20 protein-coding genes are annotated in these 21,548 nt (G+C 65.8%); 12 read left to right on the top strand and 8 right to left on the bottom strand.

The genetic code is table 11. The features are described 5' to 3' along the window. Positions 1-449: 449 nt before the first annotated feature. Positions 450-1,406 (top strand): CAP domain-containing protein, encoded by a 957-nt coding sequence (locus ACK41U_RS02160; protein ID WP_409675265.1) that lies wholly within the window; start codon positions 450-452, stop codon positions 1,404-1,406. A 782-nt stretch (positions 1,407-2,188) separates the two neighbouring features. On the opposite strand, the gene ACK41U_RS02155 is transcribed toward ACK41U_RS02160, so the two are convergent. Continuing rightward, positions 2,189-3,526 (bottom strand): IS5 family transposase, encoded by a 1,338-nt coding sequence (locus ACK41U_RS02155; RefSeq protein WP_409675262.1) that lies wholly within the window; start codon positions 3,524-3,526, stop codon positions 2,189-2,191. A gap of 481 nt (positions 3,527-4,007) precedes the next feature. Between ACK41U_RS02155 and ACK41U_RS02150 the strand changes: the two genes are divergently transcribed. From ACK41U_RS02150 to ACK41U_RS02100, 11 genes are all read left to right on the top strand, one after another. Continuing rightward, a complete protein-coding gene (locus ACK41U_RS02150) occupies positions 4,008-4,385 on the top strand; it encodes an ArsR/SmtB family transcription factor (RefSeq protein ID WP_409675259.1) in 378 nt (125 codons plus the stop codon). Then, the gene (arsD, locus tag ACK41U_RS02145; RefSeq protein ID WP_409675256.1) at positions 4,382-5,035 is read left to right on the top strand and encodes an arsenite efflux transporter metallochaperone ArsD; all 654 of its coding nucleotides are present in this window, start codon (positions 4,382-4,384) and stop codon (positions 5,033-5,035) included. The genes ACK41U_RS02150 and arsD overlap by 4 nt, the downstream gene beginning before the upstream one ends. Before the next feature lie 93 nt (positions 5,036-5,128). After that, positions 5,129-6,880, top strand: a complete 1,752-nt coding sequence (gene arsA / locus ACK41U_RS02140) for an arsenical pump-driving ATPase (protein ID WP_409675252.1) — start codon at positions 5,129-5,131, stop codon at positions 6,878-6,880. A gap of 22 nt (positions 6,881-6,902) precedes the next feature. Continuing rightward, positions 6,903-7,979, top strand: coding sequence for an ACR3 family arsenite efflux transporter (gene arsB / locus ACK41U_RS02135; RefSeq protein WP_409675249.1), 1,077 nt, complete (start codon positions 6,903-6,905; stop codon positions 7,977-7,979). Then, complete coding sequence (locus tag ACK41U_RS02130) at positions 7,979-8,842, top strand: universal stress protein (RefSeq protein ID WP_409675247.1); 864 nt, start codon at positions 7,979-7,981, stop codon at positions 8,840-8,842. The genes arsB and ACK41U_RS02130 overlap by 1 nt, the downstream gene beginning before the upstream one ends. Positions 8,843-8,846: 4 nt before the next feature. Continuing rightward, positions 8,847-9,692, top strand: a complete 846-nt coding sequence (locus ACK41U_RS02125) for a VOC family protein (protein WP_409675245.1) — start codon at positions 8,847-8,849, stop codon at positions 9,690-9,692. A gap of 11 nt (positions 9,693-9,703) precedes the next feature. Beyond that, positions 9,704-10,108 carry an OsmC family protein gene (locus tag ACK41U_RS02120; RefSeq protein WP_409675242.1) on the top strand — a complete coding sequence of 135 codons (405 nt, stop codon included), beginning with the start codon at positions 9,704-9,706 and terminating at the stop codon, positions 10,106-10,108. 2 nt (positions 10,109-10,110) lie between these two features. Then, a complete protein-coding gene (locus ACK41U_RS02115) occupies positions 10,111-11,004 on the top strand; it encodes a cation diffusion facilitator family transporter (RefSeq protein WP_409675239.1) in 894 nt (297 codons plus the stop codon). 93 nt (positions 11,005-11,097) lie between these two features. Next, positions 11,098-11,799: a VIT family protein gene (locus ACK41U_RS02110; RefSeq protein ID WP_409675236.1), complete on the top strand. Its 702-nt coding sequence runs from the start codon at positions 11,098-11,100 to the stop codon at positions 11,797-11,799. A 65-nt stretch (positions 11,800-11,864) separates the two neighbouring features. Further along, positions 11,865-12,200: a hypothetical protein gene (locus ACK41U_RS02105; RefSeq protein ID WP_409675233.1), complete on the top strand. Its 336-nt coding sequence runs from the start codon at positions 11,865-11,867 to the stop codon at positions 12,198-12,200. Positions 12,201-12,275: 75 nt separating this feature from the next. After that, positions 12,276-13,106, top strand: coding sequence for a class II glutamine amidotransferase (locus ACK41U_RS02100; RefSeq protein WP_409675230.1), 831 nt, complete (start codon positions 12,276-12,278; stop codon positions 13,104-13,106). A 450-nt stretch (positions 13,107-13,556) separates the two neighbouring features. Here ACK41U_RS02100 and ACK41U_RS02095 read toward each other — a convergent pair whose 3' ends face one another. The 7 genes from ACK41U_RS02095 to ACK41U_RS02065 form a co-directional block, all read right to left on the bottom strand. Continuing rightward, positions 13,557-14,231, bottom strand: a complete 675-nt coding sequence (locus ACK41U_RS02095) for a YcbK family protein (protein ID WP_409675227.1) — start codon at positions 14,229-14,231, stop codon at positions 13,557-13,559. Between the two features lie 72 nt (positions 14,232-14,303). Next, complete coding sequence (locus ACK41U_RS02090) at positions 14,304-14,591, bottom strand: DUF6127 family protein (RefSeq protein WP_409675224.1); 288 nt, start codon at positions 14,589-14,591, stop codon at positions 14,304-14,306. A 19-nt stretch (positions 14,592-14,610) separates the two neighbouring features. Continuing rightward, positions 14,611-15,687 carry a DUF2793 domain-containing protein gene (locus ACK41U_RS02085; protein ID WP_409675221.1) on the bottom strand — a complete coding sequence of 359 codons (1,077 nt, stop codon included), beginning with the start codon at positions 15,685-15,687 and terminating at the stop codon, positions 14,611-14,613. Between the two features lie 9 nt (positions 15,688-15,696). Beyond that, complete coding sequence (locus ACK41U_RS02080) at positions 15,697-19,662, bottom strand: glycoside hydrolase/phage tail family protein (RefSeq protein WP_409675217.1); 3,966 nt, start codon at positions 19,660-19,662, stop codon at positions 15,697-15,699. 9 nt (positions 19,663-19,671) lie between these two features. Further along, positions 19,672-20,106: a peptidase gene (locus ACK41U_RS02075; RefSeq protein ID WP_409675214.1), complete on the bottom strand. Its 435-nt coding sequence runs from the start codon at positions 20,104-20,106 to the stop codon at positions 19,672-19,674. 8 nt (positions 20,107-20,114) lie between these two features. Then, a complete protein-coding gene (locus ACK41U_RS02070) occupies positions 20,115-20,999 on the bottom strand; it encodes a DUF2163 domain-containing protein (RefSeq protein WP_409675211.1) in 885 nt (294 codons plus the stop codon). Beyond that, positions 20,996-21,548: TIGR02217 family protein (locus ACK41U_RS02065; RefSeq protein ID WP_409675208.1), on the bottom strand; the 553-nt coding region annotated here is incomplete at its 5' end. The genes ACK41U_RS02065 and ACK41U_RS02070, both read right to left, overlap by 4 nt.

Here is a 21,548-nt window from a genome sequence, read left to right as displayed (position 1 = left end):
CATGGCTGATGTGTGCAATGGTATGATAACAGAGCCGCGTATATTTACCCGCAAGCGCACCGCGCGCCACACAGGCGATGCGCATTCTTTGCTGCCACCGCCTTTGCAGGATATAATGTATATATAAATAAACCGGCGTGCTTCCGGTCAGAGCGTTTCCTTGAGAACCATGACCGCAGGGGCGAGCGGCCTGTTCGCGCGCCATCCTTTCCGGAGGGATGGATCATCTTGGTGCGGCTACCGAATGCGCGACGGCTTGCGGCGCAAGGCCCGTATCGAAGCGGCTTACAGCGGGCAGGTCGTGGCGGCCGGGTCGGCAGAAACATCACATATACGTGCCTTTGGTGCACCATATAAAACCTACAGTTGTACGTACTTGATGTAACGATCCTGCCGTCCCTATACTCGGAATGCGGTTTTTGCCGCGCAGAGGAAGGACAGGACGCTCGATGCCCACAGAGATCGCCGACCCACTCGAACTGCACGTCGTTGACCTGATCAACGCAGAAAGGGAACAGGCCGGCCTCCAGCCTGTTCACGTCGAGGTTCACCTGAACAGTTCGGCCCAAAGCCACTCGGACTGGATGGCGGACGAACAGGAGCTGTCGCACAGCGGTGAAGACGGCAGCACGCCAAGCGAACGCGCCGAGGATGCGGAATTTCCGATGGACGGCGCCAGTTGGAAGCTGACGGAAAACGTCGCCTTCCGGGGCATCAACGGCACCGCGACCGAGCGCGACATGGAGGAAATCCACAGCGCGTTGATGAACAGCACCTCGCACCGGGAGAATATTCTGGACCCTGATGTCGATTATGTCGGCGTCGGCCTGTCCTTTGGCAGGATGGAGGCGGATGGCGGGGCGCAGGACGTCGTTTTCCTGACGCAGAATTTTGCCCAGACATCCCAGCCCGTGCTTGTTCAGGAAGAGGTCGATGGCCAGACCGTTCTGACGACCTATATCGACGGCGAGCCGGTTCCCGGATCATCGCGCCCCGTGCCTGACGAGGAAGACGACACGAAGGATCCTGACGACGAGGACGAGGACGAGGACGACGAGACCGAAGAGGATCCCCAGAACCCGCAGAACGGCTCTGGCGGGGGCTGTTTCGTCGCGACCGCGGCCTATGGCGACCGGCTGCACCCCGATGTCGTGATGCTGCGCCGCTTCCGGGATCAGGTGCTGGTCCGCTATCCGGCCGGTCGCGCTTTTATCCGCGTCTACTGGATCGTCGGCCCCAGGCTGGCCAAAGTCGTTCACCCGGACCGCACCACGGGCCGCCTCTCGCGGCTGGCGCTGCGCCCGTGCATTTCGGTGGCTCAGGCCGTTCTTGATCGCCGTCATGCGCAGGCAAGCGGGGCTGTCCTGCTTGCTCAGGCATGGCGTTCGCCTGTCGTCATGCCCTAGCCGCAACCGCTTGGATCTGAAGGATCGCACCCGGGACCGGATGAGGCATCGGGTCGGTCTTTCAGGCCGGGTTGAGCGGCGACACGCACCACTGTCCAAAAGGACAGATTTACCAGCGCGCCCGGTTGAGCGAAAAGCGATGCAACAACCGGGCGGGGCTGTGTTGTTGGTTTGTGAGTGAAGCCGCCCGGTTGCAGTGTCCGATGCCAAGGCCTGACAGTGTGATCCGTCCGAAGCGATGGAAAGCGCCGCAATGGACAAAGTTTGTCCGCGCGCGCCGCGATCACGCACGCCATCCGAAATCCGGCAAAGCGATTTCAGGCTCGGTTCTCGCAGTTGAGGCGGATTTCAGCGAGCAAGGAGGGGGCACAGAACCAGCGGATCCATTTCACGACCCCCGCCCTGACGTTTGCAGGGTCGTGCGACCGTGCGGTGATAGAGGGTTTGAAGGCCGGGCCCGACGCGCCTTGCTCGACCAGTCTCATCGAAGCGGAAATGATTGTTGCATTCAGGCGGGATACGATATTTTCGCCGGATGATTTCCACCATGTTCGCCAGCCACAGCTGCCGGTTCTGACCCGGTTGGCGCTCCATGAGGGCCATGGCCTATCGGGCGTCCTGTCTTTTGCAGTGTGAAAGCGGTCCGCGACAGGCAGCCTGAGCAGCTTTGCCTCTTTTCTGGTCCCATTTTCGGAATGCAAACAGTTCGCGCATGCTCCGTATGGTGCGCAGTCAGGGCGGTGCGGTGGCGCACGTTTCTTCGTTCACCCTGAACAAATCGCTCAAGCTGCTATGACGATCTGAGGTCGCCGACCCGGCGCGTAGATTACGATCCAGATGACGGCGATCATCCGGGCAAGCCAAGCCCTGAGGTGGGCCAGGATCTTTCGGATGTTGTGTCCGCAGGCGCAGAGCACGGCGAAGAGGGCGTCTCCGATGGTGCCTTTCAGGGGGCACCGTGACAGGCGGCCGTCGGTTTTCATATGGCCGATCTCGGCCTCGGTGGCGCTGCGGCGGCGCAGGTCTGCGATCAGCTTCGGTGTGAGACCGCGGCGGGTGCCGCTGATCAGCACGCGCGTTCTTGTTTCGCCGTGGCCGCGGTATCCGCGGTCGACGACGGCCAGATCGGGGCGCTGGTCGGTCAGGATCGTCACCTGTTCCAGCGCCGGGCGGAGGGTATGGCCATCGTAGGGATTGCCTGGAAAGCTGCGCATGCCGACCACGAAGCCTTCGTCCAGCGTGGTGGCGACGCTGACCTTGCAACCGAACTCATATCGGACCCTCGCCTTGCCTTTCGAGATGCAGTCGACCTCGGGTTCATGCAGGGCGTAGACCTTGTCGGCCCCCTTGGGTGCCTGGTGCAGCAGTTGCGACACCAGGGCGAGCTTGGCGATGATCCGGTCCCGCAGGCCGCCCTCGGGGATGTCCTGCAGGTGGCGCCGCAAGTCGCGCATGACCGGGCCGGTGTAGCCCTTCAGCTTTTTCAGTGCCTTGCGCATGCGCTTGAACTGCCTGGCATGGGCGTAGCGGCCGACCTGCAGCGCCAGCCGAGGCGCAAGCCGGGCATAGGATTGGCGCAACTCCACCCCGGCCTCCTGCGCCAGGGCGACCAGCTGATCCCGCGCGCGCTCGTAGAGCCGGGCGTCCGTCGGAGGGGCAATGGCCTTCTCCATCACGGTGGTATCGACCGCCACCCGCTTCATGCTGTCGTCGTCGATGGCACCGGACCTCTGCCCGGCCCGGATGGTCTGGGTCAGCAGCCATTCGACCCCCTGCTCGCCAATCCGCCCGCGCCAGCGGGTCAGCGAGGAGGGGTCAATCGGCAGCTTGTGCTGGAAAAAGGTCTCGCCGGTGAGGTGCTGATAATAGGGGTTCTCCACCCAACGCGCGACCACCGCCTCATCCGACAGCCGGTAGGCGTGCTGGAGATAGAGCAGCCCCGCCACCAGCCGCGGTTCCGTCGCGGGCCGCCCCTTGCCGGACGGAAAGAACCCCGCCCATTCGCGCTCGAACGCGTCCCAGTCGATCAAAGCCGCCAGCTTCACCAACTCGTGCCGCGGGTCGATCATGTCGACCAGACGCGGACGCAGCAGGTCATCCTGTTCGGGAGGGCGCTTCATGGCAGAACCGCAATTGCAGGGTTTCCGCAGAAATTATACAAAACCCTGCAGGCCATGGCGAGCAAGACCGCAGCGTTTCAGCGCAAAATCAATGACATCGGCATTGTTCAGGGCGAACTACTTAGTATGCCCCACCATTTCGGACGTGCTTCATGGCCTTGCCCGTTCTGGCATTTCAGCAGGCCATTTGGCTGACGGCCCAGTAAAACAAGGGCTTTCAGCAAAAACATCAACATAGGGGATAGTTGGCGGAGAGAATGGGCCTGATATCCAACCTTCTCCACTTCTAAGTCATTGTTTCTATTATGTTTCAATCTGGCGCCGTCGTTTTCGGAAGCCCGACGACCCACGCCGTCAGCGGCTTCGAGCCTACCCGACGTCGCATCAGTCGCACTATTGATCGGCGATTGACGATAGGCTATTGTATCGTGGATCGCCGATCCATATGTATCGGATATAGCCGATACAAGGAAGCTCTGACATGTTGGATCGAAACACCGTGGCGCCGTCGTCTACGAGCGAGGCGGATCAGATCGCTGCGATCGCCAAGGCGCTCGCGCATCCGGCCCGGGTCAGGATCGTCACCTTTTTGCTCTCGAAGCCTGGCTGCATCGGCGGGGATATCGTGGATCAAGTCGGACTGGCCCAATCTACGGTCTCTGAACACCTGCGGGTCCTTAAGGATGCAGGGCTCGTGACCGGCACCATCGACTATCCCCGCATCTGTTACGCGCTCGACCCGGCGGCGCTCGCCCCGATCCGCGATCTGATCGAAGCCATTGCCGCACGCCCGGCCGAAGGCGAGGCGCCCTGCTGTTTCACCCCGCAAGGATGCGTTTCCAAGGAGATGTGCAAATGACCACCATCACAGTCTACGACCCCGCCATGTGCTGCTCGACCGGCATCTGCGGCACCGATGTTGACCAGAAACTCGTCGATCTGGCCGCCGATCTGGACTGGCTTAAAGCGCAGGGTGTCAGCGTTCAGCGTTTCGGGCTGAGCCGCGAACCGGCCGAGTTCGCCGCCAACGACACGATCCGCCAGATTATGCAGGACAGCGAAGGCGACGATCTGCCGGTCTTCATGATCAACGGCGCGCTAAAGGCCAAGGCGCACTATCCGAGCCGCGCGGAACTGGCCGACTGGACGGGCATCAACGCACCGAAGCTCGAGATCACCGAGCAGGTGCGCGAGCTGATCGCGCTCGGGGCGGCAATCGGAGCGAGCTGCGAGCCCTGCCTGAAGTATCACACGGAAAAGGCGCGGGAAGTCGGGCTGAGCGAGGCGCAGATGCGCGAGGCCATCGCCGTGGGGCGCATGGTGAAGGAAGCCTCGGCAAAAAACATTCATACCTTGGCCGAAAAGCTGATCCCCGAGCCTGAAGTCGAGATCGAGAAGGCGTCAACCTGCTGCGGTCCGGCCAAGGCGGCACCCGCTGCGGCGACGGGCTGCTGCGGCGGCAGTTCCAAGGCCGAACCGGCCATGGAAAAGGCTGCAAGCTGCTGCTGACGCGGCGCCAGCACCTAACCTGAAGCAATTTACGCAGGCTTTGCCCGTGCGACAGATGACGACCGCTCGTTCGGGGCGGCGAAAGGAGAAGTCATGTTCAACGATCTGCCCAAATTCGTCTTCCTCACCGGCAAGGGCGGCGTGGGCAAGACCTCGCTGGCCTGCGCCACGGCGGTCGGCCTAGCCGATGCGGGCAAGCGGGTCCTGTTGGTCTCGACCGATCCGGCCTCGAATGTCGGGCAGGTGTTCGGGATCGAGATCGGCAACCATGTCACCCAGGTTGCCACCGTGCCCGGGCTCGACGCGCTGGAAATCGACCCCGAGGCAGCAGCGGCCGAGTATCGCGACCGCATCGTCGGGCCGATGCGCGGGGTGCTGCCGGAAAAAGCGTTGAAGGGCATCGAGGAGCAGCTTTCGGGCGCCTGCACCACTGAGATTGCCGCCTTCGACGAGTTCACAGCGCTTCTGACCGACGATGCCGTGACCAGTGCCTACGATCACATCATCTTCGACACGGCGCCCACCGGCCACACGATCCGGATGCTGAAACTGCCCGGCGCCTGGAGCGGGTTTCTGGAAACCGGGGGCGATGCGTCCTGTCTCGGTCCCCTTGCTGGGCTGGAGAAGCAACGCGCGCGCTATGCGGCGGCCGTGGACAGCCTGTCCGATGCGGCCCGCACGCGGCTGATCCTCGTCGCACGTCCCCGCGTCAGCTCGCTGGCCGAGGCCGCGCGCACCAGTGGGGAGCTGGCGCATATCGGAATCGGCAACCAGCATCTGGCGATTAACGGGCTGATGCCGGACGAGGACATGGGCGATGCGCTCGCCGCCAGCCTGATCGCGCGCGACCAAGCGGCGCTGGATGGCATGGACACGCACCTGGCAGCCCTGCCGCAAAGCCGCTTCGCGCTACGGCCCGAGAACCTTGTAGGTCTCGACGCGCTGCGCCGGATGAATGCACCGGTCGAACTCGGAAAGGCCGCGCCGCGCGTCACCGACACCGATCTCCCGCCGCTCTCAGCGTTGGTCGACGGAATCGAAGCCGGGGGCCGCGGCCTCGTGATGACCATGGGCAAGGGCGGCGTCGGCAAGACCACCATCGCTGCCGCCGTGGCCGTCGAACTCGCCGCGCGCGGGCATGAGGTGCTGCTGACCACCACCGACCCCGCCGCGCATCTGACCGAGACGCTGGCCGGAGACGTGCCGCACCTGACCGTCAGCCGCATCGACCCCGCCCTCGAGACGCAGACCTACCGCGACCACATCCTGGCGTCCAAGGGCGCGAGCCTCGATGCACAGGGCCGCGCGATGCTGGAAGAGGACCTGCGCTCGCCGTGCACCGAGGAAATCGCCGTGTTTCAGGCGTTCTCACGGGTGATCCGCGAGGCGGGGCGCAAGTTCGTGGTGATGGATACCGCGCCAACCGGCCACACGCTGTTGCTGCTGGATGCGACAGGATCCTACCACCGTGATGTGCTGCGGCACGCGGGCGAGCAGGCCAGCCACATGACGACGCCGATGATGCGGCTGCAGAACCCGGAGATGACCAAGATCCTGATCGTGACCCTGCCCGAGACGACGCCGGTTCTGGAAGCCGCCCGGCTTCAGGAGGATCTGAAACGCGCCGGGATCACGCCCTACGGCTGGGTCATCAACGCAAGTCTCGCCGCCACGGCGACCACGCATCCGGTCCTTGCGGCCCGCGCGGCCACGGAAGCGCCTGAGATCGCCAAAGTGCGCGGTGGGCTTGCCGCACTTCATGCCGTGGTGCCGATGCTGCCCGAAGACCCGGTCGGCGCGGACCGCCTGCGCGCGCTGGTCGGCCGCACACCCGCCATAGCCTGAACCCGAGAGGACGACTTCCCAAATGTCTGCATTTGAACGCTATCTTTCGATCTGGGTCGCACTGGCGATCATCGCCGGTCTTGCCCTCGGTCAGATCGCTCCGGGGCTGGTAAACTTCCTTGCGTCGCTGGAATACGGCTCGGTCAACTTCGTCGTCGCCGCGCTGATCTGGGCGATGGTCTATCCGATGATGGTGGCGGTGGATTTCCGGGCGCTTGCGCGCGTCCATGAACGGCCGAAGGGCCTGATCATCACGCTTGCGGTGAACTGGCTGATCAAGCCCTTCACCATGGCAGCACTCGGCGTGCTGTTTTTCGACTGGATCTTCGCCCCCTTCATCGAGCCCGGCACATCGGGCCAGTATATCGCGGGTCTGATCCTGCTGGGTGCCGCGCCCTGTACAGCGATGGTTTTTGTCTGGTCGCAACTGACCAAGGGCGATCCAAATTATACGCTGGCGCAGGTGTCGCTGAACGACGCGATCATGGTCTTCGCCTATGCTCCGATCGTGGCCTTGCTGCTGGGCGTCACCGACATCACGGTGCCCTGGGCGACGCTGATCCTGTCGGTCGGCCTCTACATCGTGATCCCGCTGGCGGCTGGCATCGTGACGCGGATGCTGATGACGCGCGGCGTCGCGAATCCGGCTGCTGCCGAGGCCGCCGTCGGCGCGTTCACAGCCAAGGTGAAGCCGTTCTCGGTTGTGGGCCTGCTGGCGACGGTCGTTCTGCTGTTCGGCTTTCAGGGCGCGGTGATCCTGTCGCAGCCACTGGTCATCGTGATGATCGCGATCCCACTGCTGATCCAGTCATACGGCATCTTCGCCATTGCCTACTGGGCCGCGAAAGCATGGCGCGTACCCCATAACGTCGCGGCCCCCTGCGCGATGATCGGGACGTCGAATTTCTTTGAACTCGCCGTGGCGGTGGCCATCGGCCTGTTCGGCCTCAACTCCATCGCCGCCCTTGTCACAGTGGTGGGCGTGCTGGTCGAAGTGCCGGTGATGCTGTCGCTGGTCTGGTTTGCCAACCGCACCCGACACTGGTTCCCGGCCGAGGAAACCCCCATCCGCACGCCCAGAACAAAGGAGCAAAACTGATGTTTCGCACAGCTCTGATTTCTCTCGATTACTCCGCCGCCCAAGGCCCTCTGCTCGACTGCCTGGCGGACTTGCGCGAGATGGGCATCGCCCGTGTGATCCTGACCCATGTCGTGAAAGTCGGCTACGGCCAGGGGACTTCCTACGGGAACAAGGATGCGCTGGAGGATTGGCTGCGGGATCGGGCCGCGCCGATGCGCGAGGCAGGACTCGATGTCGATGTCGACATACGCGCCGCAGGTGAAGTGGCGAAGGACATCCTCTCCGCAGCCAGTGAGCATGGCGCCGACCTGATCGTGATCGGATCGCGCGGGCAGAACATGATCCGCGGCCTGTTCCTCGGCTCTGTCGCGCGCGAGGTGATCCGGCTCAGCACCCTCCCGGTGCGGTTGGAATGGATCGAGGCCACGGGCACGGATGGCGATGCGGCCTGCGAGCGCACCTGTCATGCCGGATTGCGGCGGCTTCTGCTGGCTACGGATTTCTCGCCACAAGCCCATGCCGCCGAAGCCGTGGCGGCCAGGCTCGCCCCTCATGCGGGCGTCGTCGAACTGGTCCATGTCGTCAGTTCTGACGAGCAGGCCCGCTATGCGCGCTGGCCGGTGATGGCGCGTGCCGCACTCGACGACATCGCCCATGAGGTCGCAGCCGCCGGTGGCAAGTCCGAGGTCCAGTTGGCGACGGGCAAACCGTCCGAGGAAATCGCCCGCGCAGCCGCCGCTCGCGATGCCGATCTCATCGTCGTCGGCAAACACGGTCAGGGCTGGGTGGACAGCATCACCATCGGCTCCACCGCGGCCAGTCTCTGCGAAATCGCGCGCCGTCCTGTGCTGATGGTGCCGCTCCAGAACAAAAAGGTCTGATCCCATGCGTATCCTGTTTCTCTGCGTCGCCAATTCCGCCCGCAGCCAGATGGCCGAAGGGCTGGCCCGCGCGTTGCTGCCTGCGTCCGTCGAGGTCGCCAGCGCGGGGTCTGCCCCCGGGCACGTGAACCCGCTGGCTGTCGAGGCACTGTCCGAGGCAAGGATCGACATTTCGGGTCACCGGTCAAAGCCGCTCGAGGAGGTGTCGCCCGAAACGGCAGACCTGATCGTCACGCTCTGCGCCGAAGAGGTCTGCCCCTTCGTCCCCGGCCCGGTCAGGCGGCTGCACTGGCCCATCACCGACCCCTCGGCAGCAGGCGACATCGCTGCGTTTCGCACCGCACGCGATCAGATCAAGGCGAGGATCGAGGTTCTGGCGGGACTGATCGATTTGCCTGAAGGACCGACCGGGACCGAGTTTCACGCTAGCCTTCGCGTGCGCGATCTCGGTGCCAGCACACGGTTCTACGCTTGGCTCCTGAACACCTGGCCCAAGGAATGGACTCACCGCTATGCGACGTTCATCCGTCCCGACCTGAACCTCAACTTCGTGATCATGGTCGCCGACGGCAAGGATCTCCATCACGATACGCTCTATCACCTCGGGATCGCGCTGCCCGACCGCGCGGCGGTGATCGACGCCTATCACCGCGCTGTCGCCGTGGGCGGGCATGTCGAAAAGCCTCCGCGGACGACCTGGAAGGGCACGCCGCTGCACGAGCTGTGGCTGACCGACCCGGACGGCACGCTGATCGAAGTCTACGCCCGCCTGACGGCAGAGGAACTGGCGGCCATGCCCGAAGGTCAGGCGCCGGAATTCCTGGTTCCCGGCACCGAGACTTCGGCCTGAAAGGACGGATCATGCTGGAATACCACGTCTCTGCCCTCCGCATCGACAGTCACGGCTCCGAGGCCACCACGAAGGAGGCGCGGATCGTCCTTGATACCGACATGGCGGGCCGAGCCGATGCATTCAATCCGGCCGAGATGTTGCTGGCCAGCCTTGCCGCCTGCATTCTGAAAAGCGCTGAACGGGTCACCCCGGTGCTGATCTTCGATCTGCGCGGCATCGAGGTCAGCCTGCATGGCATACGGCAGGACAGCCCGCCAAAGATGGTCCGCATCACCTACGACATCGTCGTGGACACCGACGAATCCGATGCGCGGCTCGACCTGCTGCACCGCAACCTTCAGAAATATGGCACGATCTTCAACACATTGGCGGGTGCGACGGAGCTTTCCGGCACGATCCGGCGGAAAGGCTGACATTGGCCCACGATCACACGCATACCCCACCAACCGACCTTGGCCCGGCGTTCCGCTGGGCGGTGGGGCTGAACACGGCCTATGTCATCGTCGAAGCAACGTTCGGGTTCCTGACAGGCTCGCTCGCGCTTTTGGCGGATGCTGCGCACAATCTGACCGACGTGGCGGGTCTGCTGATCGCCTGGGGGGCGGCGGTGCTGGCCAAGCGTGTGGGCAGCGCCACCTACACGTTCGGCTATGGCCGTGCGACGATCCTCGCCGCGATGCTGAACGCGGTTGCGATCCTGATCGGAGTCGTCGTGGTGGTGTGGGAGGCCGCGCACAGGTTCCAGACCGTGGTAGAGGTGCCGGGGCTGACGATCCTGCTGGTCGCGATGGTGGGGATCGGGGTGAACACAGGATCGGCGCTGTTGTTCATCAAGTCGCAAAAGGACGATCTGAACGCCAAGGGAGCCTATCTGCACATGGCCGCCGATGCGGCCGTCTCATGCGCGGTCGTCATTGCCGCGGCCGGAATCATGCTTACCGGCTGGCACTGGCTGGACCCGGCGGTCGCCATAGCGGTTAGCTTGCTGATCGCCTGGACGGCGTGGGGCCTGATGCGCGCATCGCTCCGACTGGGGCTGGACGGAGTGCCGGAGGGCATTGATCGGCAAGCGGTGGCCGACTGGATCGGCGACCTGCCAGGCGTCAGCAATGTCCACGATCTGCACATCTGGGCCCTGTCGACAACGCGCACGGCTCTGGCGGCGCATGTGGTCTGGCAGGGCGCCGACGCCGACGCTTTCATCGAACAGGTCACGGACGAGTTGGAGCATGACTTCGGCATCGGCCACGTGACGCTGCAGTTGGAAAGGGCGCTCTGCGAACGGGCGGCCGTGTGCCTGGCGACATGACCCCTCAAGCAATTCAATCGGGGAGCGATCCGCTCCGGAATCGCAAAGGAATAGAGGCATGAGCCCGTCATATTCTGACCGAAGGTTGCAGCGATGCGCACGGTAACCCTTCACCCCGAAGTCCATCTTGTTTCGCGTATCGGGTGGTTGCGGGCAGCCGTGCTGGGCGCCAACGACGGAATCGTATCCACGGCGAGCCTGATCGTCGGGGTCGCGGCGGCGTCTGCCGCAACGTCGGAAGTGCTGGTTGCGGGGATCGCCGGGCTGGTCGCGGGCGCCATGTCGATGGCGGCAGGCGAGTATGTCTCGGTCAGTTCCCAATCCGATACCGAGACCGCCGACCTGGAAAGAGAGCGCTCGGAACTGGCTGGTCAGCCCGAAGCGGAACTTGACGAACTGACCCAGATATATGTTGCGCGTGGGGTCGAGCCGGAGCTTGCCCGGCAGGTTTCAGCCCAGATGATGGTACACGACGCGCTCGGCGCGCACCTGCGCGATGAGCTGGGTATTTCCGAAGTGACGACGGCGCGGCCGGTTCAAGCGGCGCTGACATCGGCGCTCACCTTTGCCATTGGCGCCGCAATGCCGCTGACGATGGTCCTGGTCTCGCCCGCCGATCTGTTGGTCTGGACGGTCACCATCGCCTCGCTGCTGTTTCTTGCCTTGCTTGGGGCTGTTGGTGCGTCTGCCGGAGGCGCGCCGGTCTGGCGCGCAACCCTGCGCGTAACGTTTTGGGGTGCACTCGCGATGGCGCTGACCGCAGGTATAGGGGCGCTTGTCGGCACCGTCCTCTGACTCGGATCGCCGACCATATTTCAACATGCGGCTTCGTTTCGGGCTGCTTTCATCAGGAGACTTCCATGCACAAGACCGTGCTTCACCTTTTTCATGCCGATACAGCTGCATTGCAGACCGTTCCAGCCTTGGCTGAACGTATCCGCAGCAATCCAGAGGCCGTGCTCGAGGTTTATGTGTTCGGCCCGGCCGAGCGGATGCTGGCCGACCCGGAACAGGCCGACTTCAATATCCAGATCGACGCGCTGGTGGCGGCCGGTGTGCAGGTGACGACCTGCATTGGCATCGCGCAGCAGATCGGCGCAGAAGCCGCATTTCGCGCCCGCAAACTAGCGCTTGAATCGGCGGCGGCGGCGTTTCCACGCTTTGCCGCCGAGGGCGCGACGGTCATCAGCTTCTGATGTCTGTCGCGGATTTCGATCAGCGTACGGACAACGCCAGCTTTATCTGCCGACCTACCCGCGAAGCTGCGCGGAATGTGTGAGCTTCTCGGACTTTCTAGCAATCTGCCTGCCACGCTGAGCATTTCGCTCGAGCGGTTGGCGGAGCATGGCGCACCGCCGACCTCGATCCGGGACGGTTGGGGAGTCGCTTACTATGACGACGCTGATGTCCGACTGATCAAGGATGCTGGGGCGGCAAATGACAGCGACTGGCTACAGTTTGTAAACCAGCTCGATCTGCGCAGCCCCATCGTGCTGGCGCATATCCGCAAGGCCACGATGGGTGCGCCATCCTATCGCAACGCGCAGCCATTCGTGCGCGAGTTAGCGGGGCGGGCGCACAGCTTCGCGCATAACGGCTGGCTTCCCGCAATATTCGAGAAAAGTACCTTTGAGTCGTCCCGCTTTGCCCCGGTGGGAGAGACGGATTCAGAACAGGCATTCTGCGCCCTGCTCGAACGTCTGAGTTCGATCTGGGTCAAAAAGGGCGAGATTCCTCCACTTGATGAGCGGCTCGATATCGTCGCGTCCTTCGCGATAGCTCTGCGCCGTCTCGGTCCAGCCAATTTTCTGTATTCGGACGGTGACGTTCTCTTTGCTCACGGCGACCGACGCAAATCGCCGGTCACGGGAAAGGTGGCGGCGCCAGGCCTAGTATATTTGCTTCACGAATGTCCGCCGAAGGGCGCAACGATCACCGGCAACGGCCTGTCCGTGACAGCGGCCGATCAGGCGGTGGCCCTCGTTGCCAGCGTTCCCCTGAGCGCAGAGCCTTGGCAGGAAATGACCGAAGGCGAGGTCATCATCTTTCGGGCAGGGCGGGTCGTAGGCAAGCGTGTCGCCGCACAGCCTGATGGCCAATGACAGGCCAAATCGCCTGACCCGGACAACGGCTAGAAACATCGACTACACACACGCTCTCACTTGGTCCCGAAGCACGGCGTAGTCGCTCAGCATCTCGGCAAGGGCGGATTCGCTCGGCAACGCTTTCAGTTCTTCTGCGGCCCGCGCCTGGAACCCACTGCTGTACTCCACGATGGGCGGACACGCCCCTGGCCCTTTGCTGTCAGAACCGACCGTCACGCAGCCGCTCAGCAAGCTAGTCCCGATCGCGAGGACGGCGAGCCGCAGCCTCTCGCGTTGGACATCATTGGCCTTCTCCGTGGTTTCAAGGCGTTCGGCGAGGCGGCCCGCGCGCTCGCCGGACCGCCGAAGCGAAAGCAGGAATAGGAGCACGGCGAGAGCGATGGCGCCGTAGCGCAGCGCCGCCCCGCATCCAGGGGCTCGCGACGATCCCGCCGAGCAAGGTGGCGATCATCGCCGCCCCCGGCGCCAGTCATCGAGGCGGGCGTAGACCGTGACTGCGATGCCGCCGAGCGCGACGGCGATGAACACCCAGCGGAGCGTATCGAAATACGGCACGAGCGGCAGGATGGCGGACTGGGTCTTGGCCAGGACGCTCTGCACCACCTCGACGCCTGCCGCGCCCAGCGTCGCGACACCCGCCACACCGCCTGCCTTCATGGTGCGGCTGTCGGCCAGCACTTCGCGCGCGGGCGGCGTCTCGGCTGCAAATGCGGTTTGCCGGACCGGGAACCGCTCGCCCCACTGACGCGCGGGGCCGAGGTCGACATGGATGAACCCCGACCGCGGATAGAAGCCGAAGCCGAGGAACCCGACTTCGCGGGCCGCCGCCTCGAACGCCGCCGGGTCGTGGTTCGCCATGGCGATGTCGAAGGCGGCGCCGTCGAGGTGCTTCGACCGCGTGGCACCGCCGACGGCGCGGTTGTGCTCGGGGCTGCGATAGGCCGAGCGGACGATCAGCGGCTTGCCGAGCCGGTCGCGCAGCGCCTGCAGCTTGTCGACGGCGGGTTGGTTGACCAGCAGCTTGCCGGTGCTCCGGCAGGCGATTTCGGCGGGCGAGAAGTTCGGCCAGCGCCAGGTGCTCTCCGGGACGTCGCGCCAATGATTGTGGAATGTCGTGGTCATGGGGTCCTCCAAAACGAAAAACCCGCCTTGAGGGCGGGTGCGGTTGGGCTGATGAATGGTGATGGGGCGCGGCTACGGGCCGCCGCCGAAGATCTTCAGCTTGCTGGCGATGCCCGCGAGCAGCGCCAGCATGACGCCGGTGGTGATCATGCGGACGGCCGTCTGCATGGCGGTGCGGCGCACCAGCCGGATGCAGTCCACCAGGGAACGCAGATCGCGGATGTCGAGCGCGGCCTCGTCGCCGTCGAGACCCACATCGGCGAGCGCGCGTTTCGCGCCTTCCTCGGCCGCCCGCGTCAGGATCGCCGCGAACTCGGCGTCGGGCATACGGACGTAGCCCTCGGATCGGGGTGGGTTCATCGGTTCCTCCTCCCGCCGCTCAGCCGATCTTGCAGCCCCAGAAGGAGGTGTGGTCGGCCGCGAAGTAGCCGTCCGCGACCCGGAAATACCCCTGCAGCTCGACGGTATCGCCTGCGGAGAGCGGCACCATGGTCTGGAGCCAGATCGCGGTGGCGAGCGAGACGTGGGTCGCGGAGATTTCGCCGAGGGAGCCGCGGATTTCCGTCGTGCCGTTCAGGACCAGCCGCCCGCGCATGCGGGCCGTGGCGCTGGCGTTGATCTTGTAGAGCAGCGTCGCGCCCAAAAGGTAGGTGCCGTCGACCGGGGCGACGAAATGGTTGTTCGCGGCGTCGAACGCGCCCTGGTCGTTGTAGTCGGTGTTGTTGAGGCCGATCTTCGTCCAGGCCCCAATGCCAACATAGTTGTCATAGTTGGTGTAGGCCTTGAACCGCGGCAGCCGGGGCTGATCGACGATGCCGTTGGCGTTGTCGACGCTGAGCCCGTCGAAGAAGGTGCTGCCGTCGGCGGAGACCGCGAGCCGGAAGCGGTCGGAGCCGAACAGCCCCACCAGCGCCTTGGTCACGAAGCCGGTCTGCAGCGTCAGGCCGAGATCGTCGCCCGCAGCCTCCTTGTTCATGGTGTAGAAGAGATCACCGGTCCCGCCCTCGGCCACAGTTTTGGCGGTCCAGAGTGCCTTGTTCAGCTTGGCCGAGAAAGGGTTCGACGCGTCGGCTGTCGTGCCGAGTCCCAGCAGCGCAAGGTTCTGCAGCGTCGCGGGCGTGGTGCCGACCCAGCCCGCGCCATCATGGACCAGCAGCATACCCTCGTCCTCGACCCATGCCCGCCAGCCGGTTCGTGGCGGCAGGCGCAGCCATGCGCCGTCGGTCCAGAGCGCGACATTCAGGTCCCACCCCGCCCAGTCGCCGGTCGCACCGGAGCCGACGATGTAACGATCGCCATCGGCCGGGCTCGCCGGGGGTGCTGTCAGGTCCCGGTCGAGAACGGAGAGCTGGACGAGCCCGTCGAGGATCCGCAGCGCCTCGTTGTGGGTGACATGCTTCTGGGCCTGCGCCGCCAGGATGTAGGGCAGCAGGAGATGGGTCGTGGCGTCGGACATGGGATGGCCTCAGAACGTGAGGGTGACGGTTTTCGGCGCGCCCCGCCCGACGAGGGCGGAGAGCTGGAAGATGCGGATGTCGAGCGTGTCGCCAGGGGCGAGCGGCGCGCCCCAATCGGCGGTCTGCTGGGCGGCGGTGTAGACGGCGCTGGTGGTGGCCGTGCTCAGGACGCGCTTCACCGTGGAGCCGTCGATGATCTCGACCTCGTAGGCTTCGATCTCCTCGGCCAGCGGCACCTCGAGCCCGCCCCAGCTGTCGGCCGCCAGCGCACGAGACCGGCGTGTCCAGCGGATCGTCAGTTCGCCGGGCGTGCGCGGCGTGCGCCACGGCTGCTCGACATGGGCGACAGAGAAGGGTCGCAGTCCGACGCCTTCGGGCGTGAAGGATTGCGCGACATAGGTCTCGTCGCTGACCGGGCGGCTCGCGGGGCCGATGCGCCAGTTCCACGGGATGCCGAGATCGGCCTCGGCGATGGGCAGGGACACCAGCGCGGTATCCAGCACCACGACCCGTGCCCCTGCCGGAGCCGGATTGCCCATGACGCCCTCGGTCCCGCGCTGGCCCCGCAGCAAGCGGGTCAGCCGATACCGTCCGGGCGCCAGCAGTTCGGCCGCGCCCGCCTGCACGATCTCCCAGACCCCCGGCGCGGTTTCCACCGCCAGTGCGTTGGCGCCGCCGAACAGGGCCAGGTCCGTGACGCTTTCCAGCGTCCCGGTCAGCAGATCGACCACTAGCGCATTACCGAGGTCGAAGCGCGAGGTGGGGCCCGCGTAGAGGTCCGAGACCAGCGCCCCGATCCGGGCGCGACTGCCGAACGTGGTCAGCAGTTCGAAGCCATCGGTCGAGGGGCTGCGGAACACCGCCATCTCGCCGGGCCAGGGAACCGCGTGCGCCGCAATGAGGGGCCGATGCGCGGGCTGGTCCTCGGTCAGCTGCGGCAGGTCCATCAGCACCGCGTCCGGCGCGCCGAACACCACGGCCCGCGTCAGCGACGCTGCGCGCGGATCGCCGGGCGGAAGATCGTAGGTCGCGCGGTCCTGGCGGACCGCCTCGATGCCGCGCGCCTCGGCGTCGGCGATGGAGACGAGCCGCAGATCGACCATCCGCCCGTCATGCTCCAGTCGGATCGCATCGGCCGGATCGAGCGCCAGCCGCGAGGGCGGCAGACGGAACGCCGCGGTCTCGCGCCCCACCCACGCCTCCATCAGGGCGCGGCGGCAGCGGCGCTCGGCCTCCTCGGGCGGCACCGCCATCGGGAAGGACTCGGACGCGATCCGCGTCGTGTCCACGGTGATGCGCCGCGCCTCGACAAGGGCCGCGTCGTAATCCTCGTCGGCACGGGCGACCTGCCACTTCAGCGCCTGCGGCAGTTCGGTCTCCTGGCCGCGCGTCAGCTCCAGCAGGTCGCCCTCGCGGGCGGCCACCAGATCGTCGGGCGCGAAGGTGGCCACGGATGCCCGGCCGCGCATGATGAAGCGGATCACGCCCTCGGTCTCCACCGCATCGAAGCCGAAGTGCCGCGACAGCGTGGTGATCGAGGCGCGCGGGCTTTCCAGCCCCGTGATGGCGTAGCCTTCGACGGCGCCCCAGAGGCCGGTGACGTCGATGCCATCCTCGGGCAGCCCTGCGCGCAGGCAGAGGTGCCGCACGAGGGCCGCCAGCGACACCGCGCCCAGCCGCCCGGTCAGCCAGTGGCCGAGCCGCCAGTTCGCGCCGTCTGTCCAGACATCGGTCAGCGCCGGAAAGAATGGATACGGCCGTGCGTCCCAGGTCCAGGCGGCGCATTCCGGCACATGCACCATCCGGCCGCCGTAGACCGAGGACAGCGGGTTGTTCGCGGCCTCGCCCCACCAGAGATAGGTCGCCTCGAGATAGGCGCGCTGGATGGCGTCATCGCGCCAGCCCCGCGAGAAATGCGGCGTGAAGCTCTCCGATGACTTGGGATCGAAGAAGACGTTGGGCTGGTTGGTGCCACGGTCAATGGCCGGGCAGCCGAGCTCGGTGAACCAGATCGGTTTCGACTCCGGCCCCCATGCCGTCGGTGTCGCGCTCTCGACTCCGCCCGGGCGGTCGTAATGCGTGTTCGACCACCAGGCGCGCAGATCCTTGTAGCGGAAGACCCACGGCTTTGCCGCGGCGCCATCGCTGATTGCGGTCCGGACCTGCGCGGTGCGGTCGGCGGCGCTGGCGTAGAACCAGTCGAAGCCTTCGCCGCCCGCGATGTTCGCCTGCAGATAGGCCCGGTCGTAGATCGCGGGCCAGCCCTCGGTCGCATCCGCGTGTTCGAAGCCGTCGCGCCAGTCCGACAGCGGCATGTAGTTGTCGATCCCGATGAAATCGATCTCCGGGTCGGCCCAGAGCGGATCGAGATGGAAGAACACATCGCCCGAGCCGTCGCCCGGCTGGTGCCCGAAATACTCGCTCCAGTCGGCCGCATAGCCGATCTTCGTACCCGCCCCGAGGATCGAGCGCACATCGGCGAGCAGATCCCGATACGCCTGCACGGCGGGATAAGTGCTGGCGCCTGAGCGGACGGTCGTCAGCCCCGGCATCTCGGTGCCGATCAGGAAGGCATCGACCCCGCCCGCCGCGGCACAGAGATGGGCGTAGTGCAGTACCATGCGGCGAAGGCCCCAGTCGCCAGGCGTGCCCGTCCACGAAACCGACTGACCCGAGACGCTGAAGCTGGCGGGTGTTGCCGCGCCAAACAGCGCGGCGACCTGGCTTGCGGCCGTGGCGGTCTTGTCCACGGTCCCGGCGAACCGCGCGGCAGGCGAACAGGTGATCCGCCCCCGCCAGGGGAATACAGGCTGGCCCGTCTCCGCGGCGTCGTCGGAATACGGGTTCGGCAGCGTGTTGCCAGGCGGCACGTCCATAAGGATGAACGGGTAGAATGTCACCCGCAGCCCGCGGGCCTTCATCTCCTGGATCGCCTGCACCACGGCGAAGTCGGACGGCGTGCCGCCATAGACCGGGCGGTCCTGATCGTCCCGGCTGACGAGGAAGGCGCTGGCGCGGCTGACGCCATTGACCGACCAGCTGGCGGGCGTGGTCGATTTGGCCGATACCTCGACGCCCGGCCGCACCTTGCAGGACCCCGCGCGCAGATCGTCGCCGAACCAGGCGACGACGAGGCTGACGCTCTCGACCGCCGGGGCCATCGCCTGCAGCCGGCCCAGCGCCTCCACCATGTCGGTGGAATCGGCCAGCGCGTTCAGGTTCTCGGGCACCGTCGCGCCACCATCGGTCTTGCGGATCGCCTGCGTGGCGTAGGTGAACTCGCCCGAGGCCGGGATCATGGTGACGGCGCGGGTCAGCCCCTCGGCGGTGTCGGGATCGGCGAGCAGCCGGAACACCTCGAAGGAGAGCTGCGGCAGCCGGTTGCCGTAGGTCGAGAGCGCCAGCTCCTCGAAGACGACATAGGCGGTTCCGCGATAGGCTGGCGTGTTCGCCGCCCCCATCTTTGCCGCGATGAAGGGATCGGCCGCCTGCGCCTCGTCGCCCGGATACCAGCGCCAGGTGACGCCGGAGAGGTCCATCGGCTTGCCGTCGGCCCAGATGCGGCCGATGCCGGTGATCGGCCCCTCGCAGAGAGCGACGGCGAAGCTGACGTAGTACAGGTACTCCGTGGTCTTGACCTTGCCGCCTCCGCCGCCCTTGCCGCCGCCTTGGGTGGTGGTCTTGGTCTCCTCGCGGAAATCGGTCGCCCAGATGATGTTGCCGCCCATCCGCATGCGCCCATAGAGCCGCGGGATCACCGCGCCTTCGGTGGCCGAGGTGATGCGCAAGGTGTCGAGCCGCGCGCCCTCGATGCGCTGCGTGGGCGCCAGCGACGAGATGATCCAGCTGTCGACGACCGATCCGATGCTGGAGCCGATGAAGCCGCCGATCGTCGCGGCGCCGACGCCGAGGATCGCGCCGCCGATGCTGCCGCCAATGGCGGCGCCGGCGGCGCCGAGAACGAGGGTTGCCATGTCGGGGTCTCAGCGTTGGGGGAAGAGAAAGGCGAAGGCGATGCGCCGCCGCCAGGATGGGGTGAGCGGTTCCTCGATCACGCCGAGCCGCTCATAGGCGTGGAGGAAGTTGTCGGGCGCGGTCAGGATCCCGACATGTTTGGCATTGGCGCGCGGCTTCATGCGGAACAGGACCAGCGCGCCGAGACCTGCTGCCGCGGGTTCCACCTCGATCATCATGGCGCGCGCACCCTCGGCCAGTACCTCGCGCGGCCCGGTCTCGCCCCAGTCCCGGCTGTAGGGCGGGATCGGGAACGGCTCGGGGCCGACGACCTCGCGCCAGATGCCCCGGGCCAGCCCGAGGCAGTCGCAGCCGACGCCCCGCAGGCTCGCCTGGTCGTGATACGGCGTGCCGAGCCAGGAGCGCGCGATGGCGATGACGCGCGCGGGGTGGGCTGATGCCATAGGTTGCGTCACAGCACGCCTCCCTCGTGGCCGCCATCCTTGGTGGCGTAGCGGAGGACCGCATCCTGGCCGGGAATGTGCGGGAATCCCCGGAAGTTGACGGTGTTTGCGAACTTCGCCCCGCAGGTCTCCATCCGCTTGTCGCAGCCCGCGCGTATGGTGAAGCCGTCGCCCTCGGCGATCGCCCGCACCGGCGCCTCGAGCAGGGTCAGCACCGCGATTCCGTCCGTGACGTCATGGCCCAACACCTCGGTGCGCCGTCCTGCGTTTGCGCCGCTGGTCCATGCGAGCGTGCCGAAGGTGAACCAGCCGGAGGTGAATGCGCCCAGCCCCGAGGCGGTGAAGGCCCTGTCGCGCAGCAGGTCGATGACGGCACCCGCGCCCTTGTAGGTCGGATCCTCCAGATCGACGCCGCAGCGCGCATCGCCGAGAGCTGCGTCGCAGGTTGCCTGGAAGGTCCGCCCCACTGTCTGGCCCAACACATGCGCGAGCGAGCGCACCTCGGCAACGAAAGCGAGGCGCCCGCGCCGGATCTGACCGATGGCGCCCCGGCGCATCAGCACGCGCTGGCCCGTGTCGGTCCAGTTCACCCGCCAGACCTCGACCTCGGCGTTGTCCCATCGGCCGTCGAGAATGTCGGTCTCGGTGATCCGATCCGAGGTCAGCACACCCTCGGCATCCTGTGCATCCACCGACAGGTCCGACCCCGAGCGGACTTCAGAGGCCGTGAGTCCGCTCTCCGGCTCGAAGTTCGTCCCGTCGAAGGTGAGCGTCCGATTATGGTCGGTGAAGCCGAAGGTGACGCCATCGGCGCGCGTGATCCGCCAGCACCACGCGAGCGTGGTCGTGCCCTCGTCGAGATGGGCCTGCAAGGCAGGAGCGAAGGTCTTCATCGGCGCAGTTCCAGAAGCGGAATGGAGGTGATCGAGCCGAGCCGCTCGAGGTCGAGCGTCACGTCGAGCACGTCGGTGTCGAAACGGACCGGCACGTCGAACTCGAAGCCAGCCGTGATCGCGAGGCCGGATCCCGGCGCGGCGCTGAAGGTGACCACGCCGGTCGCGGTGTCGACGGACCAGCCGGAGAGCTGCTCGATCCCGCCGAGCGCGATCCGCACGGTTCCGGTCACTGGTTTGGCAATGGCGCGCGTCCAGGATTGCGCGCCGGATGCGTAGTGCTTGACCAGCTGGAAGGCGGTCGTCCTGCCGTCGCCGGTGCCGATTGCCTGGTCGTTGGGCGATGGCGTGCCCGAGGGCAGGCAAGACTTGTGATCGCCCCAGTCCTTGAAGCGGAAGCTGTGGAGCCGGCCGTTGCGCGCCTCGAAGAACGGCCTGCCGCCGGTTTCGTGGACAGCGGGTTCAGCTAGCATAGCGCGGGTCTCGAACTCCATGGGGCTGAGATAGCCCAGTTTCGAATGCCGTCTACGCGGGTTGTAGAAGCGCTCG

The sequence above is a fragment of the Paracoccus sp. (in: a-proteobacteria) genome (assembly GCF_046289755.1).
Taxonomy (GTDB): domain Bacteria; phylum Pseudomonadota; class Alphaproteobacteria; order Rhodobacterales; family Rhodobacteraceae; genus Paracoccus.
Note: the sequence above shows the minus strand (reverse complement) of the source record. Positions and strands in the feature narration are given on the sequence as shown.

Coding starts and splice junctions, on each gene's coding strand:
- arsD (WP_409675256.1), top strand. CDS start 4,382: ATGACCACCATCACAGTCTACGACCCCGCCATGTGCTGCTCGACCGGC.
- ACK41U_RS02085 (WP_409675221.1), bottom strand. CDS start 15,687: ATGTCCGACGCCACGACCCATCTCCTGCTGCCCTACATCCTGGCGGCG.
- ACK41U_RS02100 (WP_409675230.1), top strand. CDS start 12,276: ATGTGTGAGCTTCTCGGACTTTCTAGCAATCTGCCTGCCACGCTGAGC.
- ACK41U_RS02150 (WP_409675259.1), top strand. CDS start 4,008: ATGTTGGATCGAAACACCGTGGCGCCGTCGTCTACGAGCGAGGCGGAT.
- ACK41U_RS02070 (WP_409675211.1), bottom strand. CDS start 20,999: ATGAAGACCTTCGCTCCTGCCTTGCAGGCCCATCTCGACGAGGGCACG.
- ACK41U_RS02090 (WP_409675224.1), bottom strand. CDS start 14,591: ATGAACCCACCCCGATCCGAGGGCTACGTCCGTATGCCCGACGCCGAG.
- ACK41U_RS02155 (WP_409675262.1), bottom strand. CDS start 3,526: ATGAAGCGCCCTCCCGAACAGGATGACCTGCTGCGTCCGCGTCTGGTC.
- ACK41U_RS02160 (WP_409675265.1), top strand. CDS start 450: ATGCCCACAGAGATCGCCGACCCACTCGAACTGCACGTCGTTGACCTG.
- ACK41U_RS02095 (WP_409675227.1), bottom strand. CDS start 14,231: ATGACCACGACATTCCACAATCATTGGCGCGACGTCCCGGAGAGCACC.
- arsA (WP_409675252.1), top strand. CDS start 5,129: ATGTTCAACGATCTGCCCAAATTCGTCTTCCTCACCGGCAAGGGCGGC.
- arsB (WP_409675249.1), top strand. CDS start 6,903: ATGTCTGCATTTGAACGCTATCTTTCGATCTGGGTCGCACTGGCGATC.
- ACK41U_RS02110 (WP_409675236.1), top strand. CDS start 11,098: ATGCGCACGGTAACCCTTCACCCCGAAGTCCATCTTGTTTCGCGTATC.
- ACK41U_RS02075 (WP_409675214.1), bottom strand. CDS start 20,106: ATGGCATCAGCCCACCCCGCGCGCGTCATCGCCATCGCGCGCTCCTGG.
- ACK41U_RS02080 (WP_409675217.1), bottom strand. CDS start 19,662: ATGGCAACCCTCGTTCTCGGCGCCGCCGGCGCCGCCATTGGCGGCAGC.
- ACK41U_RS02125 (WP_409675245.1), top strand. CDS start 8,847: ATGCGTATCCTGTTTCTCTGCGTCGCCAATTCCGCCCGCAGCCAGATG.
- ACK41U_RS02120 (WP_409675242.1), top strand. CDS start 9,704: ATGCTGGAATACCACGTCTCTGCCCTCCGCATCGACAGTCACGGCTCC.
- ACK41U_RS02130 (WP_409675247.1), top strand. CDS start 7,979: ATGTTTCGCACAGCTCTGATTTCTCTCGATTACTCCGCCGCCCAAGGC.
- ACK41U_RS02105 (WP_409675233.1), top strand. CDS start 11,865: ATGCACAAGACCGTGCTTCACCTTTTTCATGCCGATACAGCTGCATTG.